This window comes from Kitasatospora sp. NPDC101235, from assembly GCF_044767505.1.
Taxonomy (GTDB): domain Bacteria; phylum Actinomycetota; class Actinomycetes; order Streptomycetales; family Streptomycetaceae; genus Kitasatospora.
Window position 1 is genome coordinate 1 of sequence record NZ_JBIWNZ010000014.1, and the last position, 23,409, is coordinate 23,409.

Below are 23,409 nucleotides of genomic sequence, written 5' to 3' on the forward strand. Positions count from 1 at the left end.
GGACCCTCCGGGCTTCGTTCTTTCGTGTTTCCAGCTTATCAGATGTTTTCCGCTCCGTTTCCGGGGCTTCGTTCATCCAACTCGCCGGTGTCTTCTGGGGTTTGACGCCCCGTCCGACGTTTCAAACTCTAGCCGACCTCCGCTCCGAAAAGCGAATCCGACCGCAACCCGATAAAACGCGCACACCGAATACGCACCAGGCCGCGACGTGAAAACGACGAAGCGACCCGGCCCGAACCGGGAAGTGGTGTTTCAGAGGATTGGCCGCTCCGGGACCGTCCGCGCAGCTGCGTGTCCGGTGCTCCCTGTCAGGCGACTAGGAGACAGTACTCCTACTCCGGGCCCAAGCCAAATGCCACGGGTCGCCGTGGGGCCGGCCCGGCCCGGCCCGGCCCTGCCCGCGGACACCGATCAACGCGGGCGTTCATCGTTTGTCTACCGCCTCCCCCCAAGATCGTGCTCACACAGCGCACCGAGGACCTCCCGGGCGCGAACGCACAAGAGAACCACGAGGTACACGGGGACATGAAGGCGATGAAGGCATTCCGAGGCACGGCCGTCGTAGCGGCGACCGCCGCGCTGGCACTGGCCGGGACGCTGCTGGGGGCGGGCAGCGCACAGGCCGCGTACGACCCGGGCACCCACACCATCTGGGACGACGAGCCGCTCTACCCGGGCTGGCACGTCGACTCGTCCACCACCCGGCTGATTATGCAGACCGACGGCAACCTGGTCATCTACCACCCCAACGGCGCGGTCTGGGCCACCGGCACGAACAACTGCGGCTACAAGGCCGTCATGCAGAGCGACGGCAACCTCGTCGTCTACTCCGCCAACGGTGGCAAATGCTGGGCCCTCGGCACCAACGGCCACCCGCACGCCAAGCTGACGGTCAACGACAACGGCAACGTCTCCGTCTACTGGGGCGGCGACCGAGTCCCCCACGGCAACGACCCCGAGGCCGTGGTCCTGGCCTCCGACCTGTACTCCCCCAGGCCGTAGGCCCCAGCCGGGCCGCCCACACGGCGGCCCGGCACTCAGCCCCGTTCGGCGAACCACCTGACCAGGTCGGCCACCGTCCACTGCGGCCGGGCAGCGAGCCGCTCCGCCGCCGTCCGCAGCAGGACAGGCAGGTGGCCGCAGATCTCCGCCAGCTCGGCCACCGCGTCCGGCTCCCGCCGGATCCGGTCCGCGCCGGCGATCCGGGCCAGCAGCTCGTAGGCATCGTGCGGCTCCAGCGGTCCCACCGCCAGCCGTACGGCGTCCACGGGCAGCGCGCCCGGTTCGGCCCCCGCCACCACCGCGGCGCAGCCGGGCACCGACGGCAGGAGCGGCCCCGGCTCGGCCATCCCGTCGAGCAGCACCAGCACCCGACGCCCGGCGAGCGCGGCGCGGTAGCGTGCGGACAGCTCGTCAAGGCCCGCCGAGGAGTCGGTCCGGTCCCCCAGCGCCCGCAGGAAGCCGGCCAGCACCGTGCCGGAGCCGCCCCCGCTCGCGTACAGCTGGCCGTCCGGGAAGGCGTCCTGGACGGTGTGCGCGACGTGCACCGCCAGCGCCGACGCGCCGCAGCCCGCCGGGCCCGACAGCCCCAGCACCGGCCTACCGCCCGCCCGCAGCACCCGCTCCGCCTCCCTCACCTGTACCGCCCTCCCGACCAGGTCCGGATTGTCCGGCGGCAGCTGACACGGCCTCGGCAGCCTCGGTATCCGCCGCAGCAGCACCGGGGCCTCCCCCCGCCGGATCTGCTCCGCCAGTTCGACCAGCGCCGGGGCGGGTTCGAGCCCGAGCTCCCCGTCCAACCGCTCCCGCAGCGCCTCGTACCCCGCCAGCGCCTCCGCGGTACGGCCGCAGCGGTGCAGTGCCAGCAGGTGCAGCCTGTGCAGCTCCTCGTCCTGCGGGTGCGCGGCCGCCAGCCCGGCCAGCGGTTCCAGCGCCTCGGCGTGCCGGCCGAGCGCCAGGTCCAGGCCGAGCAGCGCCTTCACCGCCGCGAACCGCCCGGCTGCCAGTCGCTCCCGGACCCGCTCGGCGAACGTCCCGGGCACCCCCTCCAGCGCACGGTTCCCCTCCCAGGCCCCCAGGGCCTGCGCCAGCATCTCGCGCGCCCGTAGCGGATCCTGGTGACGCAGCGCGACGGCCTCCGTCACCGCGGCCTCGTAGCGGAAGAGGTCCACCGCCGTGCGCGGCGCCTCCAGCCGGTACCCGCCTGCCGCCCCGACCAGCAGCCCGGGCGCACCCAGGGCACGTCGGAGCCGGTGGACATGGGTGCCGATCTGCCCGATCGGGTCCTTCGGCCAGCGGCTCTCGTCCTCGCCCCACAGGCTCTCGACCAGCCGGTCCGTCGACACCAGCTGCCCCGGCGGGAACAGCAGCGCGGCGAGGACGGCCCGCTGCTGCGGTCGTCCGAGGTCAACCTCCCGGCCCTCGTACCGGACCCGCAGCGGCCCCAGCACGTGGAATTCGAGCCCCACCGCCCACTCCTCGAAGCCCTCGATCCGGTACACAATCTGTGACAGAGAATAGGCCGCCGGGGGTACGGGGACCGCCGTCCGGACGGAACTGGCGAGATCCCGGCGCAGAACGACTTTCGGGGACGGGACATGGGTGACATGGGGGGATCCGGGCTGCGGTTCGGACTGCTGGGACCGCTGCGGGCCTGGTACGGGGAGCATGAACTGCAGTTGGGCAGGCCGCAGCAGCGGGCCGTGCTCGCCGTACTGCTGGGCGCCGCCGGGCGGACGGTCGCGACCTCGGTGCTGGTCGAGGGGGTGTGGGGCGGGGCCGCGCCGGCCGATCCGCGCAAGGCCGTCCAGCTCGCCGTCTCCCGGCTGCGCACCGCGTTCCGGCCGTACGCCGGGGACGACCCGGACCGGATGCCGCTGGTCCGGGTCGGCGACGGATACGCCTTCAAGGCGCCCGGTGCCGAGGTGGACGCCGCCGCCTGGGAGGCGCTGGTGGCCGAGGCCGGACGGCTGCGCGAGGCGGACGCGCCGCCGCAGGAGGTCCGGGAGGTGCTGCGGCGCGCCCACCGGCTGTGGGTCGGCGAAGCCCTGGCCGGACTGCCCGGGCCGCACGCCGAGGCCGTCCGCACCCGCCTCACCGAGCAGCGGATCTCGGCCAAGGAGACGGAACTGGAACTGGACGCCGATCTCGGCGACCGCACCGACCTCACCGCCGCGATCGCCGCCCTCGCCCTGGAGCAGCCGGGCCGCCCCCGGCTCACCGCCGTCCTGATGCGCGCCCTCTACCAGGCCGGACGCAAGGCCGAGGCGCTCGCCGTGTACGAGGACGCCCGCGCCTCGCTCCCGCCCGGCGAGAACGGCCCGGCCGACCTCCAGCTGCGCATCCTGCGCGAGGACGCCTCCCTGCTGCCCGCGAAAGCCACCGCAGGCCCGGCCGAACCCACCGCCGACGCCACCGCCGACAGCTGGCAGGCTCCCGACCAGCTCCCGTCCGGCCTGCCCGACTTCACCGGCCGCACCGAGGAGGCCGAGACCCTCGCCGACCGCCTCGCGGGCGCAGGCGGACGGACCGTCGTGGTCTCCGCCCTGGACGGCATGGGCGGCGTCGGCAAGACCACCCTCGCCGTGCACGTCGCCCGCCGGGTCCGCGACCGCTTCCCCGACGGGCAGCTCTTCGCCGACCTGCGCGGCGCCGACCACACCCCGCCCGACCCCGGCACGGTGCTCGCCGGCTTCCTGCGGGACCTCGGCGTCGACCCGGGCGAGATCCCGCCGGACGCCGGCGAGCGCAGCGCGCTCTACCGCTCGGCCCTGGCAGGGCGGCGCGTCCTGGTCGTCCTCGACAACGCCGCCACCACCGGTCACGTCGAACCGCTGCTGCCCGGCTCACCCGGCTGCGCCGTCCTCGTCACCAGCCGCCACCGGCTGACCGGCCTCGCCGGGGCCCACCAGCTGCGGCTGGACACCCTGCCGCCCGGACAAGCGCTGGAGCTGTTCACCCGGATCGTCGGCGCCGAACGCGTCGCCGCCGAACCCGGGGCCGCCGAGGAGGTCGTCCGGGCCTGCGGGCTGCTGCCGCTCGCCGTCCGCATCGTCGCCTCCCGGCTCGCCGCCGACCCCGCGCTCACCCTGGCCGCGCTCGCCGAAGGACTCCGCCGCGAGCACCGGCTGACCGAACTCAGCGACGGCGAACGGACCGTGGAAGCCAGCTTCGCCCTCTCCTACCACCGCCTGGACGCCGAACTCGCCCGCGCCTTCCGGCTGCTCGCCCTGCCCGACGCCCCCGACGTCCCGCTGCCCTGCGCCGCCGCCCTGCTCGACCGCACCGAGGCCGAGACCGGCGAGCTGCTCGAAACCCTCGTCGACCTCAACCTGCTGCACTCCCCCCGCTTCGGCCGGTACGGCTTCCACGACCTCGTCCGCGCCTACGCCCGCGGTCGGCTCGCCGACGAGGACGGCGCCGCCGAACGCACCGCCGCCACGGACCGGCTGCTCGACTTCTGCCTCGCCACCGCCCGCAATGCCGACGTCGCCGCCCGCAAACCCGACCCGGTCGAACTCAGCCTGCTCGACGCGACCGTGTCCCACCCCGGCCGACCGGTGGCCGACGGCGCGGAAGCCGTGCGCTGGATGCGCGAACAGGCCGAGGTGCACGCCGCCGTCATCGCCCTGAGCTGCGCGGACCCGGCCGTGCCGCTCGATCGCGCTGCCGAACTCGCCGACCGGATGGGCTCGGTGCTCGCCGAACGCACCCAGACCACCGTCATCGCCGACCTCGCCGAACGCCTCGCCCGGGAAGCCACGGCACGCGGCGACCACGGCCCGCTCGCCCTCGCCCGCTACCTGCGCGGCTCGATGCTCTGGCACGTCAACCGCTACGCCGAGTCCGAGGAGGAGATCCACCGAGCCGTCGACGTGTGCACCACCACCGGCACCGAGCGGGTCCTCGCCAAGTCCCTGCTCACCCTCGGCGGCAACGCGCGCGTCCACGGCCGCTACGCCGAGGCCGCCGAACACGCCGGCCGGGCCGCCGGACTGTTCCGGCGGCTGGACGCGAGCCGCTCCGAGGGCAGCGCCCTCGGCGAGTTCGCGTTCAGCTGCGCCCAGACCGGCCGGATCGACGAGGCCAGGGACGCCGCCGAGCGCAGCGCCCACCTGATGAGCCGTTCGGGGCCGGTCTCCGCCGCGACCGGCCGCTACTACCTCGCCCGGGTGCTGCGGCTGTGCGGCGATCCGGAGGCGGCGCTCACCCACGCCGTCGGCGCCCGCGAGGAGTTCGCCGCCCTCCAGGTCACCGTCTTCGCCGCCGCGTCCGGCGACCTCGCCGCCCGCATCCACGCCGAGGCCGGCCGCTGGATGCTCGCCGTCGACGCCGCCGAGGCCGTCCTCCCGCTCGCCCGGCGCACCAGCCCCGCCCTGGAGGCCGGCCTGCTGCGCACCCTCGGCACCGCGCTCACCGGCCTCGGCCGCCCGAGCCAGGCCCGGGCCTGCCTGACGGACTCCCTGGAGGTGTACGAGCGGCTGGGGCTCCAGGAAGAGTCGACGCAGGTCAGGGAGCTGCTGGCGCGGTAGACGTGACATCAACGGCCGTGCGGGCTACGCGCGTTGACCGACCGTCTACCGCAGTGCAGGAACGTCTCTCTCGTCAGGCCCCGGGCCACAGCGGTTGCGGCCCGGGGCGGCACACAGACGAGAGGCGCAACCCATGCCCACCCTTCCCCAGCACGGCCAGACCTGGACGCTCAAGTCCGCCAACGGAACCGTCGCCGACCTCCGCTCCAGCCAGACCGCCGCCGGCACCGCCATCCAGTCCTGGGGCCCCAACGGCACCACCGCCCAGGGCTGGACCTTCTGGGCCAAGGAGAACGGCAGCTTCCTCCTGGAGACCCAACTGACCGTCGGCAAGCACCCCGGCGGCCAGGCCATGGTCATGGACTACAACTACTCCATCGGCCAGACCTGGCTGTACAACGAGCACAACCAGCCCAACCAGCACTGGTGCTTCGAGCCCCTCGACAACGACTGGGTGCGCATCCGCACCACCCGCACCAACGAGGGCATGCTCTTCCTCACCGCCGCCGCCCCCGGCTCGCCGCTCACCCTGGCCCGGCAGGACGACGCCAACCCGGCGCAGCGCTGGCAGCTCGTCCCGGCCGGGGGCGTCAGCGGCGGCGGCCAGCAGCAGCCCCAGCCGCAGCCCCAGCCCCAGCCCCAGCCCAGCGGCGGTGACTTCCGCACCGAGATGCTGAACGCCGTCAACGCGGAGCGTGGCCGGGTCGGCGCCCCGCCGGTGCGCCTGGACGACCGCCTCAGCGCGGCCGCCCAGCGCCACGCCAACGACATGGCCTCGCACGACCTCACCCAGCACAACGGCACCGACGGCAGCACCCCCTGGGACCGCATCGCGGCCGCCGGCTTCGTCTCGCGCGCCTCGGCCGAGAACGTCACCCCGAGCAACAGCGTGCCGGAGGCGATGCAGATGTGGATGAACAGCCCCGGCCACCGGGTCAACATCCTCAATCCCGACTACAACTACATCGGCATCGGCTACGCGCCCCGCCAGCGCGGCAACTGGGGCCGCTACGTGCAGACGTTCGGCAAGGCCTGAGATCCCGACCGGCACCCTTCCCCCAGCAACAAGGAGTCCCTACCCATGTCCTCGAACGCGACGGACCTGATCCGCATCGCCCGAGACGAGGTCGGCTACCACGAGGGCCGCAGCGGCGGGCACTGGAACAACATCCAGAAGTTCTCCCCCGCCGTCGCCGGCCTGGAGTGGTCCCAGGGCGAGGCCTGGTGCGCCACCTTCGTCGCCTGGTGCGCCGAGCGGTCCGGCAACGCCGAGCTCTTCCCGGTGAGCGCCTCCTGCGCGGAGGGCGTCGCCTGGTTCAAGGAGCGCGGCCGCTTCACCGAGTACCCGGTGATCGGCGGCCAGGTCTTCTTCGGGCCCGGCGGCGGCAGCCACACCGGCATCTGCGTCGCCTACACCAGCTCCACCATCACCACCGTCGAGGGCAACACCAACGACGGGGGCAGCTCCGAGGGCGACGGCGTCTACCTGAAGACCCGCGAGCGCCGCTCGGACTGGGTCCACGGCTACGGCATCCCGGACTTCATCGAGGGCGTGGTCCTCGCCGACCCGGAGTGGAAGGACCGGCCCGGGGCGCTCTACTTCGGGCAGGAGGCCTCCGCGGACGACAGCCCCAGCGGCGGCGCCCCGTCCGGTGCCGCCCCGGCGGCCGGCGGCGGCGACGGCTACGAGCCGTTCCCCGGCGCCGACTTCTTCCACGACGGCCAGAACAGCGACGTCATCACCCGGATGGGCGAGCGCCTCGTCGCCGAGGGCTGCTCCGCCTACGCCGAGGGCCCCGGGCCCGAGTGGTCCGACGCCGACCTCGAGTCCTTCCGCAACTGGCAGCACAAGCTCGGCGACTCGGGCGCGGACGCCGACGGCATCCCCGGTCCCAAGCAGTGGGCCGCGCTCGCGGTCCCGCGCGGCTGACCCGGGTCCCTCCACCACATCAGAAGGAGAAAGCCCATGAGCACCATCACCCGTACCCGCAGGTTCCTCGCCTCGCTCGGGGCCGTCACTGCCGTCGCGGGGGCGGTCGTGGCCGGCGCTCCGGTGGCGCAGGCGGCGCAGGCCGCACCGGCCGGCGTCTGCGACTTCTCGCCGTCCGTGAAGGGCATGACGGCCGTGAACAACGGCTCCGGGGCAGGCGCGCTCGACCTGTACCACAACGCCGAGGTCAACGGTCAGCCGATCGTCGTCTGGGAGGCCAACCAGTCGCCCGCGCAGACCTGGACGTTCTGGAAGTACTGCGACGGCACCACGGCGATCTCGCACGGACAGAGCAAGGTGATCGACCTCGACACCGGCTCGGGCACGGTCCGCCTCTGGGACACCCCCGGCGGGCTGGACGGCCTCAACCAGCCGAACGGCGACTGGATGCCGGCCAACCAGAAGTGGCGGCTGACCGACGAGGACCACGGCTGGTACCTGATCCGCAGCGCGGCCACCGGGCAGTGCCTCACCTCCAACGGCGGCGGCCAGGCCACCGGGGTGGCCCCCTGCGACCCCGCCGCCCCGGCCCAGCGCTGGCTGCTGGGCTGACGAACCACCGGGCCCGGTCCGCTCGTCGACGTCGAGCGGACCGGGCCTATCCTCGTCCGCGTGCCCCTCATCAGCCTGCACGACCGCGCCGCGCTCGCCGCCCGCTTCCGCACCGATCCGGCGCTGCACCTCTTCGAGCTCGGCGACCTGGACGACACCCTCTGGCCGAACACCACCTGGTACACGGCCTCTCCCGATTCCGGCCACGGGCCGGTCGCGCTGCTCTACAGCGGCGGGGACACCCCCGTCCTGCTCGCCTTCGCCCGGCCCGCCGACGGGCCTCCGCTGGAGTCCCTGCTGCGCGGCCTCCGGCCCTTCCTCCCGCGCCGCTTCACGGCCGGGCTGCCGGACGGCGCCGAGCGGGCCCTCACCCCCGACTACGCGGTCGAGCACCGGACGCCGCTGCTGCGGATGCTCCTCACCGACGGGCTTCCGACCGAGGTCGCGCACGAGACGCAGCCGTTGACCCTCGACGACGTCGACGCCGTCCGTGCCCTGCTCGCCGAGTCCTACCCCGGCTCCTGGTTCGACCCCCGGATGCTCGCCGACGGCGGCTACGTCGGCGTCCGCGAGGACGGCCGGCTGGTGGCCGTCGCGGGAGTGCACGTGCACTCCCCTGCGCAGCGGGTCGCCGTGCTCGGCAACGTCACCACCCACCCCGACGCCCGCGGCCGCGGCCTCGCCCGGGCCTGCGTCACCGCGCTGTGCCACCACCTGGCCGCGACCACCGACCACCTGGGCCTGAACGTCCGCACCGACAACGCCCCGGCGATCCGGCTCTACGAGCGGCTCGGCTTCACCACCGTCGCCACGTACAACGAGCTGGTGCTCTGCGCCGCGTCCTAGACGTCCACCAGGCCGTCCGCTCGACGGTGCCCCGCCTGGTTCGCCGGCAGCCCTCCGGGAGCGGGCCGCCGACCAGGTCGAGCACCTTCCGGGCCGCCCCGCCCGAGTGTTCTCAGCCCTGCGCCTCGGTCTGCGCCGCCGACGCACCGTGGATCCGCAGGAAGGCGTCCACGCCGGCCGTCGCGATCCGCTCGACCTCCTCGTCCGCCACCGGGAGCGCGCCCCAGAAGGAGCGCTCGGCGATGCCGTGGAAGGTCAGCAGCGTGAACTGCTCGGCGGCCGTCCCGGCGTCCTCGACCGCGAGCAGGCCGCGCCCGGTGAGCGCCGCGAAGTGCTGCGCGAGGTCGCGCTGGGAGGCGATCGGCCCGGCCTCCAGCCAGGCCTCCAGGACGTCCGCCGGGATGTTGGCCACCTCGGCCCGGATCGCCCGGCCGAGCGCCCCGTGCTCGCCGGCGGACAGGACGGCGCGGGCCCGCTCGACGGCGAAGTCGATCAGGTCCTGGCGCAGGTCCACCACCCGGTCGAGGTACTTCGCCATCAACTCCCGGATCCGCTCGGTCAGTTCCGCCGAGTTCTGCAGGGCCACCGACAGGAAGAGGGTCTCCTTGTCGGCGAAGTGGTTGTAGACCGTCCGCTTGGACACCCCAGCCTCGGCCGCGATCGCGTCCATGCTGGCCCGGACGTACCCCTCGCGCCCGAACACCACCGTCGCGGCCTGCGTGATCGCCTTGCGCTTCTCCGGCCGTCCCGCTCCGCCCGTCGCCGCCACGGCCCTCTCCTCTTCCGCCGGCGCATCGGCCGGCCCTCTCAGAAACTGCCCGGTGTAGTTTATCCGGGGCGCGGCGAACCCGGCGGTGCCGCCGAACGGACGTGCTCTATGCTGCGTACGACTTCTACACCCGTGTAGAAGGAATTGGGAAGCGCCCCCCCGATCACGGGCAGCCGGGCCCGCGCGGGAACCGGCCGGGCGGAACCGGCGTCCGGAACTGGCAGCGCCACGAACGGACTTTCGGACGGCATGCGGCGCAGGCGCCACCGTGGCGCGCGGAGCACGGGAACACCGGGGTGAGGGCGTGACGGGGCAACGAGGACGGTCGGCCGGCCAGGGGGCGCGCCGACGGGCGGCGGGCGGACCCGCCGGACACATACGCCCCCTGCCCGGCGGGCCGGCGCTGCCGGCGGCCCTCGCCGTCGGACTGCCGTCGGCCGGCGCCGCGGTCGACGAACTCTCCGGCCCCGGCATGGGATTGGCCTTCACCGTGGCCGCCGTGCTCGGCACCGGCCTGGCGGCGGCACTGAGCAGCCGCAACGGCTGGTGGTGGGTGCTCGCCGCCTCGCCGCTGGTCGTCCTGGGCGTGACGGCCGCCGTCGAACTGGCCGCCCACCGCGACCGGTACCAGGGCAAGGGCCTGGCCACCGGCGCCGCGAAGTGGGTGGTGCACGGCTTTCCCGTGATGGCCGAGGCCGCGGCCGCGGCCGTCGTCGTGATCGCGGTCCGGCTGGTCCGGGCGCGGAGGAGGCAGCATGGCTGAGAACCGGACCGACGACCGGGCCGAGGGCGGAGCCCCGACGCCACCGCGACGCCGCCCCTCCCCCGCGCTCATCGCGGGCCGGGCGCTGGCCTGCAGCGTCGGCCTGGCGGTGTTCGCCGCCAGCGGGGTGGTCTGGTACGAGTACAAGCAGCTCACCGACGGGATGACCACCTCCGGCGTCATCGCCGAGACCAAGAAGGACGCGCCCAAGCACCTCGACAACTCGGTCAACCTGCTGCTGATCGGCCTGGACAGCCGCAAGAACATGGACGGCACGGACCTCCCGCCCGAGTTCGTCCAGGACGAGCTGCACGCCGGCCACAGCTCCGACATCGGCGGCTACAACACCAACTCCCTGATCCTGCTGCACATCCCGGCGAACGGCGGCAAGGTGCAGGCCGTCTCGATACCCCGCGACGACTACGTGATGACCTACAGCGGCGACGGCAAGCAGGTCGGCATGCGCAAGATCAAGGAGGCCTACGGCGAGGCCAAGGAGAAGGCCACGCCAGCCCTCCAGGCCAAGGGCCTCAAGGGCGCGGACCTGGAGAAGGCCGGGCGCGACGCCGGGCGCGCGGCCACCATCCAGACCGTGCAGAAGTTCCTCGACCAGCCCGTCGACCACATCGCCGAGGTCAACCTGATGGGCTTCTACGACATCGCCAAGGCCCTCCAGCCGATAGAGGTCTGCCTCACCCACGACACCAAGGACCCGGCCATGGAGGGCCAGGGCTCCGGAGCCGACTTCCACAAGGGTGTCAACCAGCTCAACGCCTCGCAGGCGCTCTCCTTCGTCCGCCAGCGACACAACCTCGACGGCGGCGACGGCAACGACAGCGACTTCGCCCGCACCCACCGCCAGCAGGCCTTCATCTCCTCGGTGGTGCACAACCTCAAGCAGAAGGGCGTCATCGGCAACCTCGGCAAGATGCAGGAGCTGATGGGCGTGGTGCAGAAGGACCTCGTGATCGACAACGAGTGGAACGTCCTGGACTTCGCCCAGCAGGCCCCCAACCTCACCGGCGGCAACGCGGAGTTCCGCACCCTCCCGGTCGCCGAGCTCAAGAAGGTCAACGGCCAGGACGTCAACATCGTCAGCCCGCCGCAGATCCAGAAGATCGTCAAGCAACTGTTCGGCTACGCCGACACCAGCCCCGCACCGGCACCGACCGACGAGAGCCCCGCCCCGACGGCCCCCGCCCAACCTGCCGCCGGTCCGACGACGACCACCGCCAAGACCGTCACCGTGGACGTCTTCAACGCCTCCTCGGCCGCCGGCGTCACCTCCGCGGCCGAGGCCAAGACCCTGGCCGGCCTGGGCTTCAAGGAGGGGAAGACCGGCCCCGCCGCGGCCAAGCCCAAGACCACCACCGTCACCTACGGCAAGGGCGCCAAGGAGGCCGCCAACCAGATCGCCGCCCGCTACGGCGTCACCGCCACCGAGTCCTCCTCCGCCGGCGCCGACCGAGTCGTGGTCACCCTCGGCACCACCTTCACCGGCGTCCCCGGCGACAAGCCCGCCACCGGCGCCCCGGCCGCCCCGGACACCAACGTGCCCCAACAGGGCCCCATGGTCGACGCGGAGTCCGACGGCGGCATCCCCTGCGTCTACTGACGCGCCCCGTACCGATCGCCGAGGGAGGCTCCCCGCCCGGGGAGCCTCCCTCGGCCGTTCCCGCCCCGGAGGAGAGACCCCTCGGAAACCCCTGGCGAAATTCTCCGTACTTCGTATAGTGTACTGTGTACGGGGTAATCGCCCGATGCCGACGAGAGGGTTCTCCACCTTGCAGATCACCAGGACCGCCGTCTCCCTGACCGTCGAGGACGTCACCACCTCCGCCGCCTTCCTCCGGCGGCACTTCGGCTACCACGAGGAGATGTCAGCCGACGGCTTCGTCTCGCTCGCGCACCCGGGCGGCGGGGTCGGCGTCGTCTACCTCCGGCGCAGCCTCGAAGTCCTGCCGGAGGAGCAGCGCCAGCGGATCGCGGACGGCGTGATCCTGGCCTTCGTCGTCGAGGACATCGCCGCCGAGGAGCGGCGGCTGCGCGAGGAGGGGGTCGTGATCACCCTGCCGCTGCGCGAGGAGCCATGGGGCGAGAAGCTCTTCCAGGTCGCCGACCCGAACGGGGTGGTGATCGAACTGGTCGAGTGGGCCGAGCAGTAGGAACGACGAGCGGCGCCCCCTGTCCCGGCCGGGACAGGGGGCGCCGCTCGCTCCGGCAGACGGTCAGTCCACCGTCCAGGTGTCGTTGCCGGCGAGCAGCGTGGCCAGGTCGCCCGGGCCGCGCCCGGCGGTGGCGGCGGCCAGCTGGCCCGCCATCAGCTCGTCGTAGACCGGGCGTTCGACGCTGCGCAGCACGCCGATCGGCGTGTGGTGCAGGGTGTCCGCGTCGGCGATCCGGGAGAGTGCGAAGGCGGTGGCGGGGCTGGCCGCGTGCGCGTCGTGGACCAGGACGTCCGCCTCGTTGTCCGCCGTGACGGGAGCCGTGAACAGCTCGCCGTCCGGGCCCCGGAAGACGCCGTTCGCCAGGTCGGCACCGAAGCGGGCGGCCTTCCCGTGCTCCAGCCGGATCAGCGCCTCGTCCCGGCTGCCGGGCTCCTTCAGCACCTCGAAGGCGCCGTCGTTGAAGATGTTGCAGTTCTGGTAGATCTCCACCAGCGCCGTGCCCTCGTGCTCGGCGGCCGCCCGGAGCACCGACTGGAGGTGCTGGCGGTCCGAGTCGATGGTGCGCGCGACGAAGGTGGCCTCGGCACCGATCGCCAGGGACAGCGGGTTGAACGGCGCGTCCAGCGAGCCCATCGGGGTGGACTTGGTGATCTTGCCGATCTCGCTGGTGGGCGAGTACTGGCCCTTGGTGAGGCCGTAGATCCGGTTGTTGAACAGCAGGATCTTCAGATTGACGTTCCGCCGCAGGGCGTGGATCAGGTGGTTGCCGCCGATCGACAGCGCGTCGCCGTCACCGGTCACCACCCAGACGCTCAGGTCCTGGCGCGCGGTGGCCAGCCCGGTCGCGATCGCCGGCGCCCGGCCGTGGATCGAGTGCACCCCGTAGGTGTTCATGTAGTACGGGAAGCGCGAGGAGCAGCCGATGCCCGAGACGAACACCGTGTTCTCGCGCCGGATGCCCAGCTCCGGCATGAAGGACTGCACCGCCGCCAGGATCGCGTAGTCCCCGCAGCCGGGGCACCAGCGCACCTCCTGGTCGGTCTTGAAGTCCCGGGCGCTCTGCGGGCCTTCGGCCTTGGGCACCAGCCGCAGGGACGGGAAGGCGTGCTCGCTCCGCTCACTCATCGGTGGTCCTCCTCGTCCAGGGTGCCGATCGCGGCCCACAGCACGTCCGCCAACTGGGCCGCCTTGAAGGGCAGTCCGCGCACCTGGTTGTAGGACTCGGCGTCCACCAGGTACTTCGCCCGCAGCAGCAGCGAAAGCTGCCCCAGGTTCATCTCGGGCACGATGATCTTCTCGTAACTCCGCAGCACCGAGCCCAGGTTGGCCGGGAACGGGTTGAGGTTGCGCAGGTGCGCCTGGGCGACCTCGCCGCCGTCCGCGCGAAGGCGGCGCACCGCGGCGGTGATCGGCCCGTAGGTCGAGCCCCAGCCCAGCACCAGCACCCGGGCGTCGCCGGTCGGGTCGTCCACCTCGACCGGCTTCACGGTGATGCCGTCGACCTTGGCCTGCCGGGTGCGGACCATGAAGTCGTGGTTGGCCGGGTCGTAGGAGATGTTGCCGGTGCCGTCCTGCTTCTCGATGCCGCCGATCCGGTGCTCCAGGCCGGGCGTGCCGGGCAGCGCCCAGGGCCTGGCCAGCGTCCGCGGGTCGCGCAGGTACGGCCAGAAGGCGCCGTCCTCGCGGTTCGGGCCGGTCGCGAACTGCGGGTCGATCTCCGGAAGTTCGTCGACGTCGGGGATCCGCCAGGGCTCCGAGCCGTTGGCCAGGTAGCCGTCCGAGAGCAGGAACACCGGGGTGCGGTAGGTGACCGCGATCCGGGCCGCCTCCAGCGCCGCGTCGAAGCACTCCGCGGGCGTGGCCGGGGCGACGATCGGCACCGGCGCCTCGCCGTTGCGGCCGAACATCGCCTGCAGCAGGTCCGCCTGCTCGGTCTTGGTCGGCAGGCCGGTGGACGGGCCGCCGCGCTGGATGTCCACGATCAGCAGCGGCAGTTCGAGCGAGACGGCCAGGCCGATCGTCTCGGACTTCAGCGCGACACCCGGCCCGGAGGTGGTGGTCACGCCGAGCGACCCTCCGAAGGCGGCACCGAGCGCGGCGCCGACGCCGGCGATCTCGTCCTCCGCCTGGAAGGTGCGCACCCCGAAGTCCTTGTGCCGGCTCAGCTCGTGCAGGATGTCCGAGGCCGGGGTGATCGGGTACGAGCCCAGGTACAGCGGCAGTCCGGAGCGCTGCGCGGCGGCGATCAGCCCGTAGGACAGGGCGAGGTTGCCGGAGATGTTGCGGTAGCGCCCGGCCGGGAGCCTGGCCGGCGGCACCTCGTAGGAGACGGCGAAGGACTCCGTGGTCTCGCCGAAGTTCCAGCCCGCCCGGAAGGCGCAGATGTTGGCCTCGGCGATCTGCGGCTTCTTGGCGAACTTGGTGCGCAGGAACGACTCCGTTCCGTGCGTGGGCCGGTGGTACATCCAGGACAGCAGGCCCAGGGCGAACATGTTCTTCGCCCGCTCCGCGTCCTTGCGGGCCAGGCCGCTGTCCTTGAGCGCCTCCAGGGTCAGCGTGGTCAGCGGCACCTTGTGCAGGTGGAAGCCGCCCAGTGAGCCGTCGGTCAGCGGGTCCGCCGGGTAACCGACCTTGGCCAGCGCGCGCTTGGTGAACTCGTCGGTGTTGACGATGATCTCGGCGCCGCGCGGCAGGTCCGGCAGGTTCGCCTTCAGTGCGGCCGGGTTCATCGCGACCAGCACGTTCGGGGCGTCGCCCGGGGTCAGGATGTCGTGGTCCGCGAAGTGCAGCTGGAAGGACGAGACGCCCGGCAGGGTGCCGGCGGGCGCCCGGATCTCGGCCGGGAAGTTCGGCAGCGTGGACAGGTCGTTGCCGAAGGACGCCGTCTCCGAGGTGAACCGGTCACCGGTGAGCTGCATGCCGTCACCGGAGTCGCCGGCGAAGCGAATGATCACCCGATCGAGTCTGCGGATGGGCTTGCCCGGATTCGCCGGAGGGCCGCCCGGGGCAGGTGGCCCGGCGGGCGCGGCCGAACCCGAGCGCGCGTCCCCGCTCCCGGCACGGGCCTCGTTGCCGTCCGAGCCGTCCACTGCCTCTGACTGATCGACCTGACTGGTCACTGCCGCGGACCTCCTCGTGGGCACACCACCGCGGGCGCGGCCCCGTGCCCCGTCCGCCTGGTGCACCTCTCGCATCCTATGCGGGCCGACACGACGGCGGCCGGAACCGCGTCAGTAATTTCACCGGCCCGCGGCTGCACCGCACATGCTTGTCAACGCCCGCCCGCCGGAGATCATTCCGGCTCGGGCGGGCGTGCGCGAGCACTCTGCGGGTGCATGGCCGAGATGTGCTCCCCCGGGGGGCGTGCCCCGGGAGCCGGGGCCGCGGAACCGGAGGGGCGGGCCTCAGGAGTTGAGGTAGGTGAGCACGGCCAGCACCCGACGGTGGTCCTCCGCGCTCTGGGCCAGGCCCAGCTTGAGGAATATGTTGCTGACGTGCTTCTCCACCGCGCCGTCGGAGACGACCAGCTGCTTGGCCACCGCGGCGTTGGTGCGGCCCTCCGCCATCAGCCCGAGCACCTCGCGCTCACGCGGCGTGAGATTGGCCAGAACGTCGCCCTTGCGGCTGCGGCTGAGGAGCTGCTGCACCACCTCCGGGTCCAGCGCGGTGCCGCCCTCGGCGACCCGGACCACCGCGTCGGCGAACTCGCGCACCTCGGCGACCCGGTCCTTGAGCAGGTAGCCGACGCCCCGGGTGGAGCCGGCCAGCAGCTCCGAGGCGTAGCGCTCCTCCACGAACTGCGACAGCACCAGCACGCCCAGCTGCGGGTAGCGGCCGCGCAGCTCGACGCAGGCGCGCAGGCCCTCGTCGGTGTGGGTCGGGGGCATCCGCACGTCGGAGACGACGACGTCCGGCAGGGCGTCGGCCGCCGCCAGGTCGTGGATGGCCTTCACCAGGGCCTCGCCGTCTCCGACTCCGGCGACGACCTCCAGGCCGCGATCGGTGAGCAGCCGGGTCAGTCCCTCCCTCAGCAGTACGGAGTCCTCGGCGATGACGACGCGACGCATGGCGACCTTCCCGGCAGGCGTGTGCTGACGGGTGTCAGTCTCCCCCATCCCAGGGCGTGCCGAGGGCCCGGGCCCGGACCTCACCGCGGCCCGGCCCGGACGGCCCCGGACGGGCTCACATGGTGCGGATCGCCACCGCGTCGCAGAGGCCCTCCAGGGCGGCCTTCGCCGGGCAGTCCGGCAGCGGGGCGAGCAGCGCCCGGGCCTCCTCGGCCCGGCGCAGGGTCTCGGCGCGGGCGCGCTCCAGCGCGGGGTGGGCGCGCAGCAGGCGCAGCGCCTCGGCGTGCAGGTCGTCGTCGGAGAGGTCCTGGTCGAGCAGTTCGCGCAGCCGGGTGTCGTCCGGGTCGGCCGGGTCGGCGGGCATCTGCTGCAGCAGCAGGGTCGGCAGGGTCGGCACGCCCTCGCGCAGGTCGGTGCCGGGGGTCTTGCCGGACTCGTGGCCGTCGCTGGCGATGTCGAGCACGTCGTCGGCCAGCTGGAAGGCGATGCCGATCCGCTCGCCGAACTCGCCGAGGGTGTCCACCAGCCCGCGCTCGGCGCCGGCCATCAGCGCTCCTATCCGGCAGGAGACGGCGATCAGCGAGCCGGTCTTGCCCTCCAGGACGTCCAGGTAGTGCAGCAGCGGGTCCATGTCCGGGCCGGGGCCGCGGGTCTCCAGGATCTGGCCGGTGACCAGCCGCTCGAAGGCCTCGGCCTGCATCCGCACGGCCTCCGGGCCGAGGTCGGAGAGCACCTGGGAGGCGCGGGAGAACAGGAAGTCGCCGGTGAGGATGGCGACCGAGTTGTCCCAGCGGGAGTTGGCGCTCGGTGCGCCGCGGCGCACCGGCGCCTCGTCCATGACGTCGTCGTGGTACAGCGTGGCCAGGTGGGTCAGCTCGACCACCACGGCGGCGGGCACCACGCCGGGCGCCCCCTGGTCGCCGAACTGGGCGGCGAGCAGCAGGAGCAGCGGACGGAAGCGCTTGCCGCCGGCTTCGAGGAGGTGGCTGGCGGTGACGGTGATGAACGGGACGTCGCTCTTGACGGCCTCACCGAGCGCCGCCTCCACCGCGTCCAGTCCGGCCTGGACGTCCCGGGTCAGGTCGCGGTCCTGCACGCTGAGCCCGAAGGGTTCCACGACGGTCACGAAGACCACTCCTCTGTCCCTGGTCGATCTAGCGGCCTGGTCCCTGAGTGCCGCCGCTGGCCATACAGGCAGGGTATCCGGTCGCGAGTGGATCACTGCACGGGCGTGCGGATCCTGTCATGATCGGGCCTGATGCCCTGGTCAGGGCTGCTGTGCGGGCCGGACGGCGGTGGGGGTGAATTCGGATGGAAATAAAGGCGGGAGAGCCGGTCGGAACTCCCCCGGCCCCGGCTCCCGACAAAGACCCGTCCGGGCCGCGCGGACTGGGCGCGGCCCGGACGGGGCCCTGGTCGGGAACGGCGGACGCGAAGGTCAGCGCACGAACAGTGCGGCCTTGGACGCGAGGTCGAGGAAGTACTGCGGCAGCAGTCCGAGCCCCAGCGTGACCAGCACCCCCACCCCGATCGCGGTCGCCGTGAAGGCGCTCGGGATCGCCACCGTGGGGCCGCCCGGCTGCGGGTCCGAGAAGAACATCAGCACGATGACCCGGATGTAGAAGAACGCGGCCACCGCCGAACTCAGCACACCGACGACCACCAGCGGGGTCGCCCCGCCGCTGGCCGCGGCCTGGAAGACCGCGAACTTCCCGGTGAAGCCGGAGGTCAGCGGAATCCCGGCGAACGCCAGCAGGAACAGCGCGAACACCGCCGCCACCAGCGGCGAACGCCGCCCGAGCCCGGCCCAGCTGGACAGGTGGGTCGCCTCGCCCTTGGAGTCGCGCACCAGGGTGACCACGGCGAACGCGCCGAGCGTCACGAAGGAGTACGCCAGCAGGTAGAACAACACCGAGGAGATGCCCTGCTTGTTGACGGCGATCACGCCGGTCAGGATGAACCCGGCGTGCGCGATCGAGGAGTACGCCAGCAGGCGCTTGACGTCCTGCTGGGTCACCGCGAGCACCGCACCGACGACCATGGTGAGGATCGCCACCCCCCACATCACCGGCCGCCAGTCCAGCCGCAGGCCCGGGAAGGCCACGTAGAACAGCCGCAGGAAGGCCCCGAAGGCCGCGACCTTGGTGGCCGCCGCCATGAAACCGGTCACCGGGGTCGGCGCGCCCTGGTAGACGTCCGGGGTCCAGGAGTGGAAGGGCACCGCGGCGACCTTGAACAGCAGGCCGACCGCCAGCATCGCCAGGCCGGTCAGCACCAGCGCGTCGCTCTGGGTGGTGCTCAGCAGCGCGGGGGTGGTCATCGCCTTGCCGGAGATGACGTCGCCGATGTCGCCGAGCCGCACACTGCCCGCGTAGCCGTACACCAGCGCGGTGCCGAACAGGAAGAACGCCGAGGCGAAGGCACCGAGCAGGAAGTACTTGACCGCCGCCTCCTGGGAGAGCAGCCGACGGCGCCGGGCCAGCGCGCACAGCAGGTACAGCGGCAGCGAGAAGACCTCCAGCGCCACGAACATGGTCAGCAGGTCGTTGGCCGCGGGGAACAGCAGCATGCCGCCGACCGCGAACATGGTGAGCGGGAAGACCTCGCTGGTGGCGAAGCCGGCCCGGACCGCGGCCCGTTCCTGCTCGCCGCCGGGGGTGGCGGCGGCCTGGGCGGCGAAGGCGTCGGCGGGCCGGCCGCCGGCCTTGGGCTCCAGCCTCCGCTCGGCGTAGGTGAGCACCGCGACCACGGCGGCCAGCAGGATCACGCCCTGGAGGAACAGCGCCGGGCCGTCCAGGGCGACGGACTCCATGGCCAGCAGGTCCACCTTGGTGGAACCGTAGCCCTGCACGGCCAGCACCACCACGGCGACGAAGGCGCCGACCAGCCCGGCCAGGGCGAGCGTCACCTGCGTCCAGTGCCGGAACCGGCGGGGCGCGAAGGCCTCCACCAGGACGCCGGCCAGGGCGGTGGCGAACACCACGAGCATCGGGGAGAGCTGGCCGTACTCGATGTGCGGTGCCGGGATGCCGGCGGTGTTGCCGCCGGCGGCGGCGAGCATCGCGGTGGTGCTCACTTCTGCTCACCTCCTGAGGTGGCGGCGACCGGGTGGGCCGGCGCCGGGTCGGTCTGGTGGATCTGCGAGAGCGTCGCGTTCACCGAGGGGTTGACCAGGTCGGTGAGCGGCTTGGGGTAGACGCCGAGCAGGATGGTCAGCGCCACCAGCGGGCCGACCACGAGGAGTTCGCGGGCCTTGAGGTCGGGGATCGTGCGCACCCCGTCCTTCACCGGGCCGGTCATGGTGCGCTGGTACAGCAGCAGGGCGTACAGCGCGGCCAGCACGATGCCGAAGGTGGCCACGATGCCGATCGCCGGGTAGCGGGTGAAGGTGCCCACCAGCACCAGGAACTCGCTGACGAACGGGGCGAGCCCGGGCAGCGACAGGGTGGCCAGACTGCCGATCAGGAAGGTCCCGGCGAGCACCGGGGCGACCTTCTGCACACCGCCGTAGTCGGCGATCAGCCGCGAGCCGCGACGGGAGATCAGGAAGCCGGCCACCAGCATCCACGCCGCCGTGGACAGGCCGTGGTTGACCATGTAGAGGGTGGCGCCGCTCTGGCCCTGACTGGTCAGGGCGAAGATGCCCATGATGATGAAGCCGAAGTGCGAGATCGAGGCGTACGCCACCAGGCGCTTGATGTCCTTCTGGCCGACCGCCAGCAGCGCGCCGTAGACGATCCCGATCAGCGCGAGGACCAGGATCGCCGGGGCGAAGGTCTTCGAGGCGTTCGGGAACAGCCCGAGGCAGAAGCGCAGCATCGCGAAGGTGCCGACCTTGTCCACCACCGCGGTGATCAGCACCGCGGTGCCGGCGGTGGACTCGCCCATCGCGTTCGGCAGCCAGGTGTGCAGCGGCCACAGCGGGGCCTTCACCGCGAAGGCGAAGAAGAAGCCCAGGAACAGCGCCTTCTCGGCGGTACCGGTCAGCTGGATCCGGCCGTCGGCGATCGCCGAGGTCAGGGTCGGCAGGTCGAAGGTGCCGAAGCCCTGGTCCTGCGCGGTCACGTACAGGCCGATCACGGCGGCCAGCATCACCAGGCCGCCGAGCAGGTTGTAGAGCAGGAACTTCACGGCCGCGTAGGAGCGCTGACGCGCGGACTCGGGGCCGCCCGCCCGGTCGCCGAAGCCGCCGATCAGGAAGTACATCGGGATCAGCATGGCTTCGAAGAACACGTAGAACACGAAGACGTCGGTGGCGTAGAAGGAGACGACCACCATCGCCTCCACCGCCAGGATCAGCGCGAAGAAGCCCTGGGTGCGGCGCCTGTTCTCGAAGGTGCCGTCGGGCCGGGCCGGGCCGGTCCCCTCTCCCCCGGCCCGGCGGCCGGGACGTGCCCCCGGCCCGTCGGCGGGCGAGGAGGACGGGTCGGCGTCGTGCCAGGAGGCGAGGATCACCAGCGGCACGAGCACGGCGGTGAGCAGGGCGAGCACGACGCCGATGCCGTCCACGCCGAGCGAGAAGGTGATGCCGAAGGAACGGATCCAGCTGTACGACTCGGTCAGCTGGAAGCGGGCGCCGTGCGGGTCGAACCGCGTCGCCACCACGGCGGCCAGCACCAGGGTGACGGCCGAGACGCCCAGCGCGACGGCCTTGGTGGTCCTGCGCCGGCTCTCGGAGGACCCGGCGGGCAGCGCGGCGGTCAGCACCGCGCCGGCCGCCGGAACGGCGCAGGTGGCGGTCAGAAGCGCGCTCATGCGCCCACCCCCCGACGGATATCAGGACGAGTCATCACGTGGACCTCATCAGGAGAGTCGTGGCGACCAGCACCAGCGTGCCGCCGAACATGGAGAGCGCGTACGAGCGGACGAAGCCGTTCTGGACCCGCCGCAGCCGGCCGGAGAGCCCGCCGATCGCGGCGGCCAGGCCGTTGACCACGCCGTCCAGGCCTCGGCTGTCGAAGAAGACCAGCGCCGCGGCGAGCGCCGAGCCCGGCCGCACCAGCACCGCGTGGTTGAAGTCGTCCTGCAGCAGGTCGCGGCGGGCCGCCCGGGTGAGCGGGGAGCCCACCGGCGGCACCACCGGGACCGGCGAGCGCCCGTACATCAGGTACGCGACGCCGACGCCGGCCAGCATGCATGCCGTGGTCAGCAGGGTGACGGTCAGCGGGGCGAGCGGGGAGTTGCCCTCCTCGTACCCGGTGACCGGCTCCAGCCACTTCAGGAAGGAGTCGTTGAAGGCGAACAGCCCGCCCGCGAAGACCGAGCCGACGGCCAGCAGGACCATCGGGACGGTCATGGTCCTGGGCGACTCGTGCGGGTGCGGGAGGTTGTCGTCGCCCGCGGCGGAGCCGCCGGTCTCACCGGTCGGCTGCCAGCGCTTCTCACCGAAGAAGGTCAGCACCATCACCCGGGTCATGTAGAACGCGGTGACCGCCGCGCCGACCAGCGCGCACAGCCCGAGGATCCAGCCCTCGGTGCCGCCCTTGGCGAAGGCCGCCTCGATGATCTTGTCCTTGGAGAAGAAGCCGGACAGGCCCGGGAAGCCGATGATCGCCAGGTAGCCGAGGCCGAAGGTGACGAAGGTGACCGGCATGTACTTGCGCAGGCCGCCGTAGTGACGCATGTTCACCTCGTCGTTCATGCCGTGCATGACCGACCCGGCGCCGAGGAACAGCCCGGCCTTGAAGAAGCCGTGGGTCACCAGGTGCATGATCGCGAAGGCGTAGCCGATCGGGCCGAGCCCGGCCGCCATCACCATGTAGCCGATCTGCGACATGGTCGAGCCGGCCAGCGCCTTCTTGATGTCGTCCTTGGCGCAACCGACGACCGCACCGAACAGCAGCGTGACCGCGCCGACCACCACCACGGCGGTCTGCGCGTCCGGCGCCAGGTCGAAGATCGTCGCGGAGCGGGTGATCAGGTAGACGCCCGCGGTCACCATGGTGGCCGCGTGGATCAGCGCCGACACCGGGGTCGGGCCCTCCATCGCGTCCCCCAGCCAGGACTGCAGCGGCACCTGCGCCGACTTGCCGCAGGCCGCCAGCAGCAGCATCAGCCCGATCGCCGTCAGCTTGCCCTCGCTCGCCTCGTGCGCCGCCCCGAAGACCGGGTCGAAGGCGAAGGAGCCGAACTCCGCGAACATCAGCATGATCGCGATGGACAGGCCGACGTCGCCGACCCGGTTGACGATGAAGGCCTTCTTCGCCGCCGTCGCCGCGCTCGGCTTGTGCTGCCAGAAGCCGATCAGGAGGTACGAGGCCAGGCCCACGCCCTCCCAGCCGAAGTACAGCAACAGGTAGTTGTCCGCGACCACCAGCAGCAGCATGGCGGCCAGGAACAGGTTCAGGTACGCGAAGAAGCGGCGCCGGCGCTCGTCGTGCGCCATGTAGCCGACCGAGTAGAGGTGGATCAGCGTGCCGACGCCGGTGATCAGCAGGACGAAGGTCATCGACAGCTGGTCGAGCCGGAACGAGACGTCGGCCTGGAAGCCGTTCACCTGGATCCAGCTGAACAGGTGCTCGGTGACCGCCCGGTGCTCGGCGTCACGGCCGAGCATGTCCGAGAACAGGGCCAGGCCGAAGCCGAACGAGAGCGCCGCGAGCGCGGTGGCCAGCCAGTGGCCGTACCGGTCCAGCGCCCGGCCGCCGAGCAGGAGCAGGGCGGCGCCCGCCAGTGGAGCCGCCACCAGCAGCGGAATGAGAGAGTTCACCGAAGGCCCTCCGC

At 72.4% G+C, this 23,409-nt stretch carries 18 protein-coding genes; 9 read left to right on the forward strand and 9 right to left on the reverse strand.

The annotated features are described in order from the left end of the window. The first annotated feature begins 534 nt into the window (after positions 1–534). Positions 535–1,002, forward strand: coding sequence for a hypothetical protein (locus ACIRRH_RS23095; RefSeq protein ID WP_403070484.1), 468 nt, complete (start codon positions 535–537; stop codon positions 1,000–1,002). Between the two features lie 35 nt (positions 1,003–1,037). On the opposite strand, the gene ACIRRH_RS23100 is transcribed toward ACIRRH_RS23095, so the two are convergent. Then, positions 1,038–2,468: a BTAD domain-containing putative transcriptional regulator gene (locus ACIRRH_RS23100; RefSeq protein ID WP_403070487.1), complete on the reverse strand. Its 1,431-nt coding sequence runs from the start codon at positions 2,466–2,468 to the stop codon at positions 1,038–1,040. Positions 2,469–2,597: 129 nt separating this feature from the next. Here ACIRRH_RS23100 and ACIRRH_RS23105 point away from each other — a divergent pair, with 129 nt between their 5' ends. The 5 genes from ACIRRH_RS23105 (at position 2,598) to ACIRRH_RS23125 (ending at position 8,919) form a co-directional block, all read left to right on the forward strand. Next, positions 2,598–5,531, forward strand: a complete 2,934-nt coding sequence (locus tag ACIRRH_RS23105) for an AfsR/SARP family transcriptional regulator (protein WP_403070490.1) — start codon at positions 2,598–2,600, stop codon at positions 5,529–5,531. Between the two features lie 133 nt (positions 5,532–5,664). Continuing rightward, on the forward strand, positions 5,665–6,567 hold the full coding sequence (locus tag ACIRRH_RS23110; protein WP_403070492.1) for a CAP domain-containing protein: 903 nt from the start codon (positions 5,665–5,667) through the stop codon (positions 6,565–6,567). 45 nt (positions 6,568–6,612) lie between these two features. Further along, the gene (locus tag ACIRRH_RS23115) at positions 6,613–7,461 is read left to right on the forward strand and encodes a peptidoglycan-binding protein (RefSeq protein WP_403070495.1); all 849 of its coding nucleotides are present in this window, start codon (positions 6,613–6,615) and stop codon (positions 7,459–7,461) included. 36 nt (positions 7,462–7,497) lie between these two features. Then, positions 7,498–8,073 (forward strand): RICIN domain-containing protein, encoded by a 576-nt coding sequence (locus tag ACIRRH_RS23120; RefSeq protein WP_403070498.1) that lies wholly within the window; start codon positions 7,498–7,500, stop codon positions 8,071–8,073. A 60-nt stretch (positions 8,074–8,133) separates the two neighbouring features. Continuing rightward, positions 8,134–8,919: a GNAT family N-acetyltransferase gene (locus ACIRRH_RS23125; protein ID WP_403070501.1), complete on the forward strand. Its 786-nt coding sequence runs from the start codon at positions 8,134–8,136 to the stop codon at positions 8,917–8,919. A gap of 112 nt (positions 8,920–9,031) precedes the next feature. Here ACIRRH_RS23125 and ACIRRH_RS23130 read toward each other — a convergent pair whose 3' ends face one another. Next, positions 9,032–9,688 carry a TetR/AcrR family transcriptional regulator gene (locus ACIRRH_RS23130; RefSeq protein ID WP_403070504.1) on the reverse strand — a complete coding sequence of 219 codons (657 nt, stop codon included), beginning with the start codon at positions 9,686–9,688 and terminating at the stop codon, positions 9,032–9,034. A 304-nt stretch (positions 9,689–9,992) separates the two neighbouring features. Here ACIRRH_RS23130 and ACIRRH_RS23135 point away from each other — a divergent pair, with 304 nt between their 5' ends. From ACIRRH_RS23135 to ACIRRH_RS23145, 3 genes are all read left to right on the forward strand, one after another. Next, positions 9,993–10,451, forward strand: a complete 459-nt coding sequence (locus ACIRRH_RS23135; protein ID WP_403070506.1) for a DUF6542 domain-containing protein — start codon at positions 9,993–9,995, stop codon at positions 10,449–10,451. Continuing rightward, positions 10,444–12,066, forward strand: coding sequence for an LCP family protein (locus ACIRRH_RS23140; RefSeq protein WP_403070509.1), 1,623 nt, complete (start codon positions 10,444–10,446; stop codon positions 12,064–12,066). The genes ACIRRH_RS23135 and ACIRRH_RS23140 overlap by 8 nt, the downstream gene beginning before the upstream one ends. Before the next feature lie 169 nt (positions 12,067–12,235). Continuing rightward, complete coding sequence (locus ACIRRH_RS23145; protein WP_403070923.1) at positions 12,236–12,616, forward strand: VOC family protein; 381 nt, start codon at positions 12,236–12,238, stop codon at positions 12,614–12,616. A 63-nt stretch (positions 12,617–12,679) separates the two neighbouring features. On the opposite strand, the gene ACIRRH_RS23150 is transcribed toward ACIRRH_RS23145, so the two are convergent. The 7 genes from ACIRRH_RS23150 to nuoL form a co-directional block, all read right to left on the reverse strand. Next, positions 12,680–13,744: a 2-oxoacid:ferredoxin oxidoreductase subunit beta gene (locus tag ACIRRH_RS23150; protein ID WP_403070512.1), complete on the reverse strand. Its 1,065-nt coding sequence runs from the start codon at positions 13,742–13,744 to the stop codon at positions 12,680–12,682. Beyond that, positions 13,741–15,738 (reverse strand): 2-oxoacid:acceptor oxidoreductase subunit alpha, encoded by a 1,998-nt coding sequence (locus ACIRRH_RS23155; RefSeq protein WP_403070515.1) that lies wholly within the window; start codon positions 15,736–15,738, stop codon positions 13,741–13,743. Before ACIRRH_RS23155 ends, ACIRRH_RS23150 begins: the two co-directional genes overlap by 4 nt. A gap of 285 nt (positions 15,739–16,023) precedes the next feature. Further along, positions 16,024–16,686 carry a response regulator transcription factor gene (locus tag ACIRRH_RS23160; protein ID WP_224280807.1) on the reverse strand — a complete coding sequence of 221 codons (663 nt, stop codon included), beginning with the start codon at positions 16,684–16,686 and terminating at the stop codon, positions 16,024–16,026. Between the two features lie 115 nt (positions 16,687–16,801). After that, positions 16,802–17,812, reverse strand: a complete 1,011-nt coding sequence (locus tag ACIRRH_RS23165; RefSeq protein WP_403070517.1) for a polyprenyl synthetase family protein — start codon at positions 17,810–17,812, stop codon at positions 16,802–16,804. A 312-nt stretch (positions 17,813–18,124) separates the two neighbouring features. After that, a complete protein-coding gene (gene nuoN, locus ACIRRH_RS23170; protein ID WP_403070926.1) occupies positions 18,125–19,747 on the reverse strand; it encodes an NADH-quinone oxidoreductase subunit NuoN in 1,623 nt (540 codons plus the stop codon). A gap of 11 nt (positions 19,748–19,758) precedes the next feature. Then, complete coding sequence (locus ACIRRH_RS23175; RefSeq protein WP_403070520.1) at positions 19,759–21,441, reverse strand: NADH-quinone oxidoreductase subunit M; 1,683 nt, start codon at positions 21,439–21,441, stop codon at positions 19,759–19,761. Positions 21,442–21,475: 34 nt separating this feature from the next. After that, entirely contained in the window at positions 21,476–23,395 is a 1,920-nt protein-coding gene (gene nuoL / locus ACIRRH_RS23180) for an NADH-quinone oxidoreductase subunit L (protein WP_403070523.1), read from the reverse strand. Positions 23,396–23,409 lie beyond the last annotated feature (14 nt).

What these genes read in the sequence shown, in the direction of transcription:
- ACIRRH_RS23095 (WP_403070484.1), top strand. Translation starts at nt 535, where the DNA reads ATGAAGGCATTCCGAGGCACGGCCGTCGTAGCGGCGACCGCCGCGCTG.
- ACIRRH_RS23105 (WP_403070490.1), top strand. Translation starts at nt 2,598, where the DNA reads ATGGGTGACATGGGGGGATCCGGGCTGCGGTTCGGACTGCTGGGACCG.
- ACIRRH_RS23110 (WP_403070492.1), top strand. Translation starts at nt 5,665, where the DNA reads ATGCCCACCCTTCCCCAGCACGGCCAGACCTGGACGCTCAAGTCCGCC.
- ACIRRH_RS23115 (WP_403070495.1), top strand. Translation starts at nt 6,613, where the DNA reads ATGTCCTCGAACGCGACGGACCTGATCCGCATCGCCCGAGACGAGGTC.
- ACIRRH_RS23120 (WP_403070498.1), top strand. Translation starts at nt 7,498, where the DNA reads ATGAGCACCATCACCCGTACCCGCAGGTTCCTCGCCTCGCTCGGGGCC.
- ACIRRH_RS23140 (WP_403070509.1), top strand. Translation starts at nt 10,444, where the DNA reads ATGGCTGAGAACCGGACCGACGACCGGGCCGAGGGCGGAGCCCCGACG.
- ACIRRH_RS23150 (WP_403070512.1), bottom strand. Translation starts at nt 13,744, where the DNA reads ATGAGTGAGCGGAGCGAGCACGCCTTCCCGTCCCTGCGGCTGGTGCCC.
- ACIRRH_RS23160 (WP_224280807.1), bottom strand. Translation starts at nt 16,686, where the DNA reads ATGCGTCGCGTCGTCATCGCCGAGGACTCCGTACTGCTGAGGGAGGGA.
- nuoN (WP_403070926.1), bottom strand. Translation starts at nt 19,747, where the DNA reads ATGCTCGCCGCCGCCGGCGGCAACACCGCCGGCATCCCGGCACCGCAC.
- ACIRRH_RS23175 (WP_403070520.1), bottom strand. Translation starts at nt 21,441, where the DNA reads ATGAGCGCGCTTCTGACCGCCACCTGCGCCGTTCCGGCGGCCGGCGCG.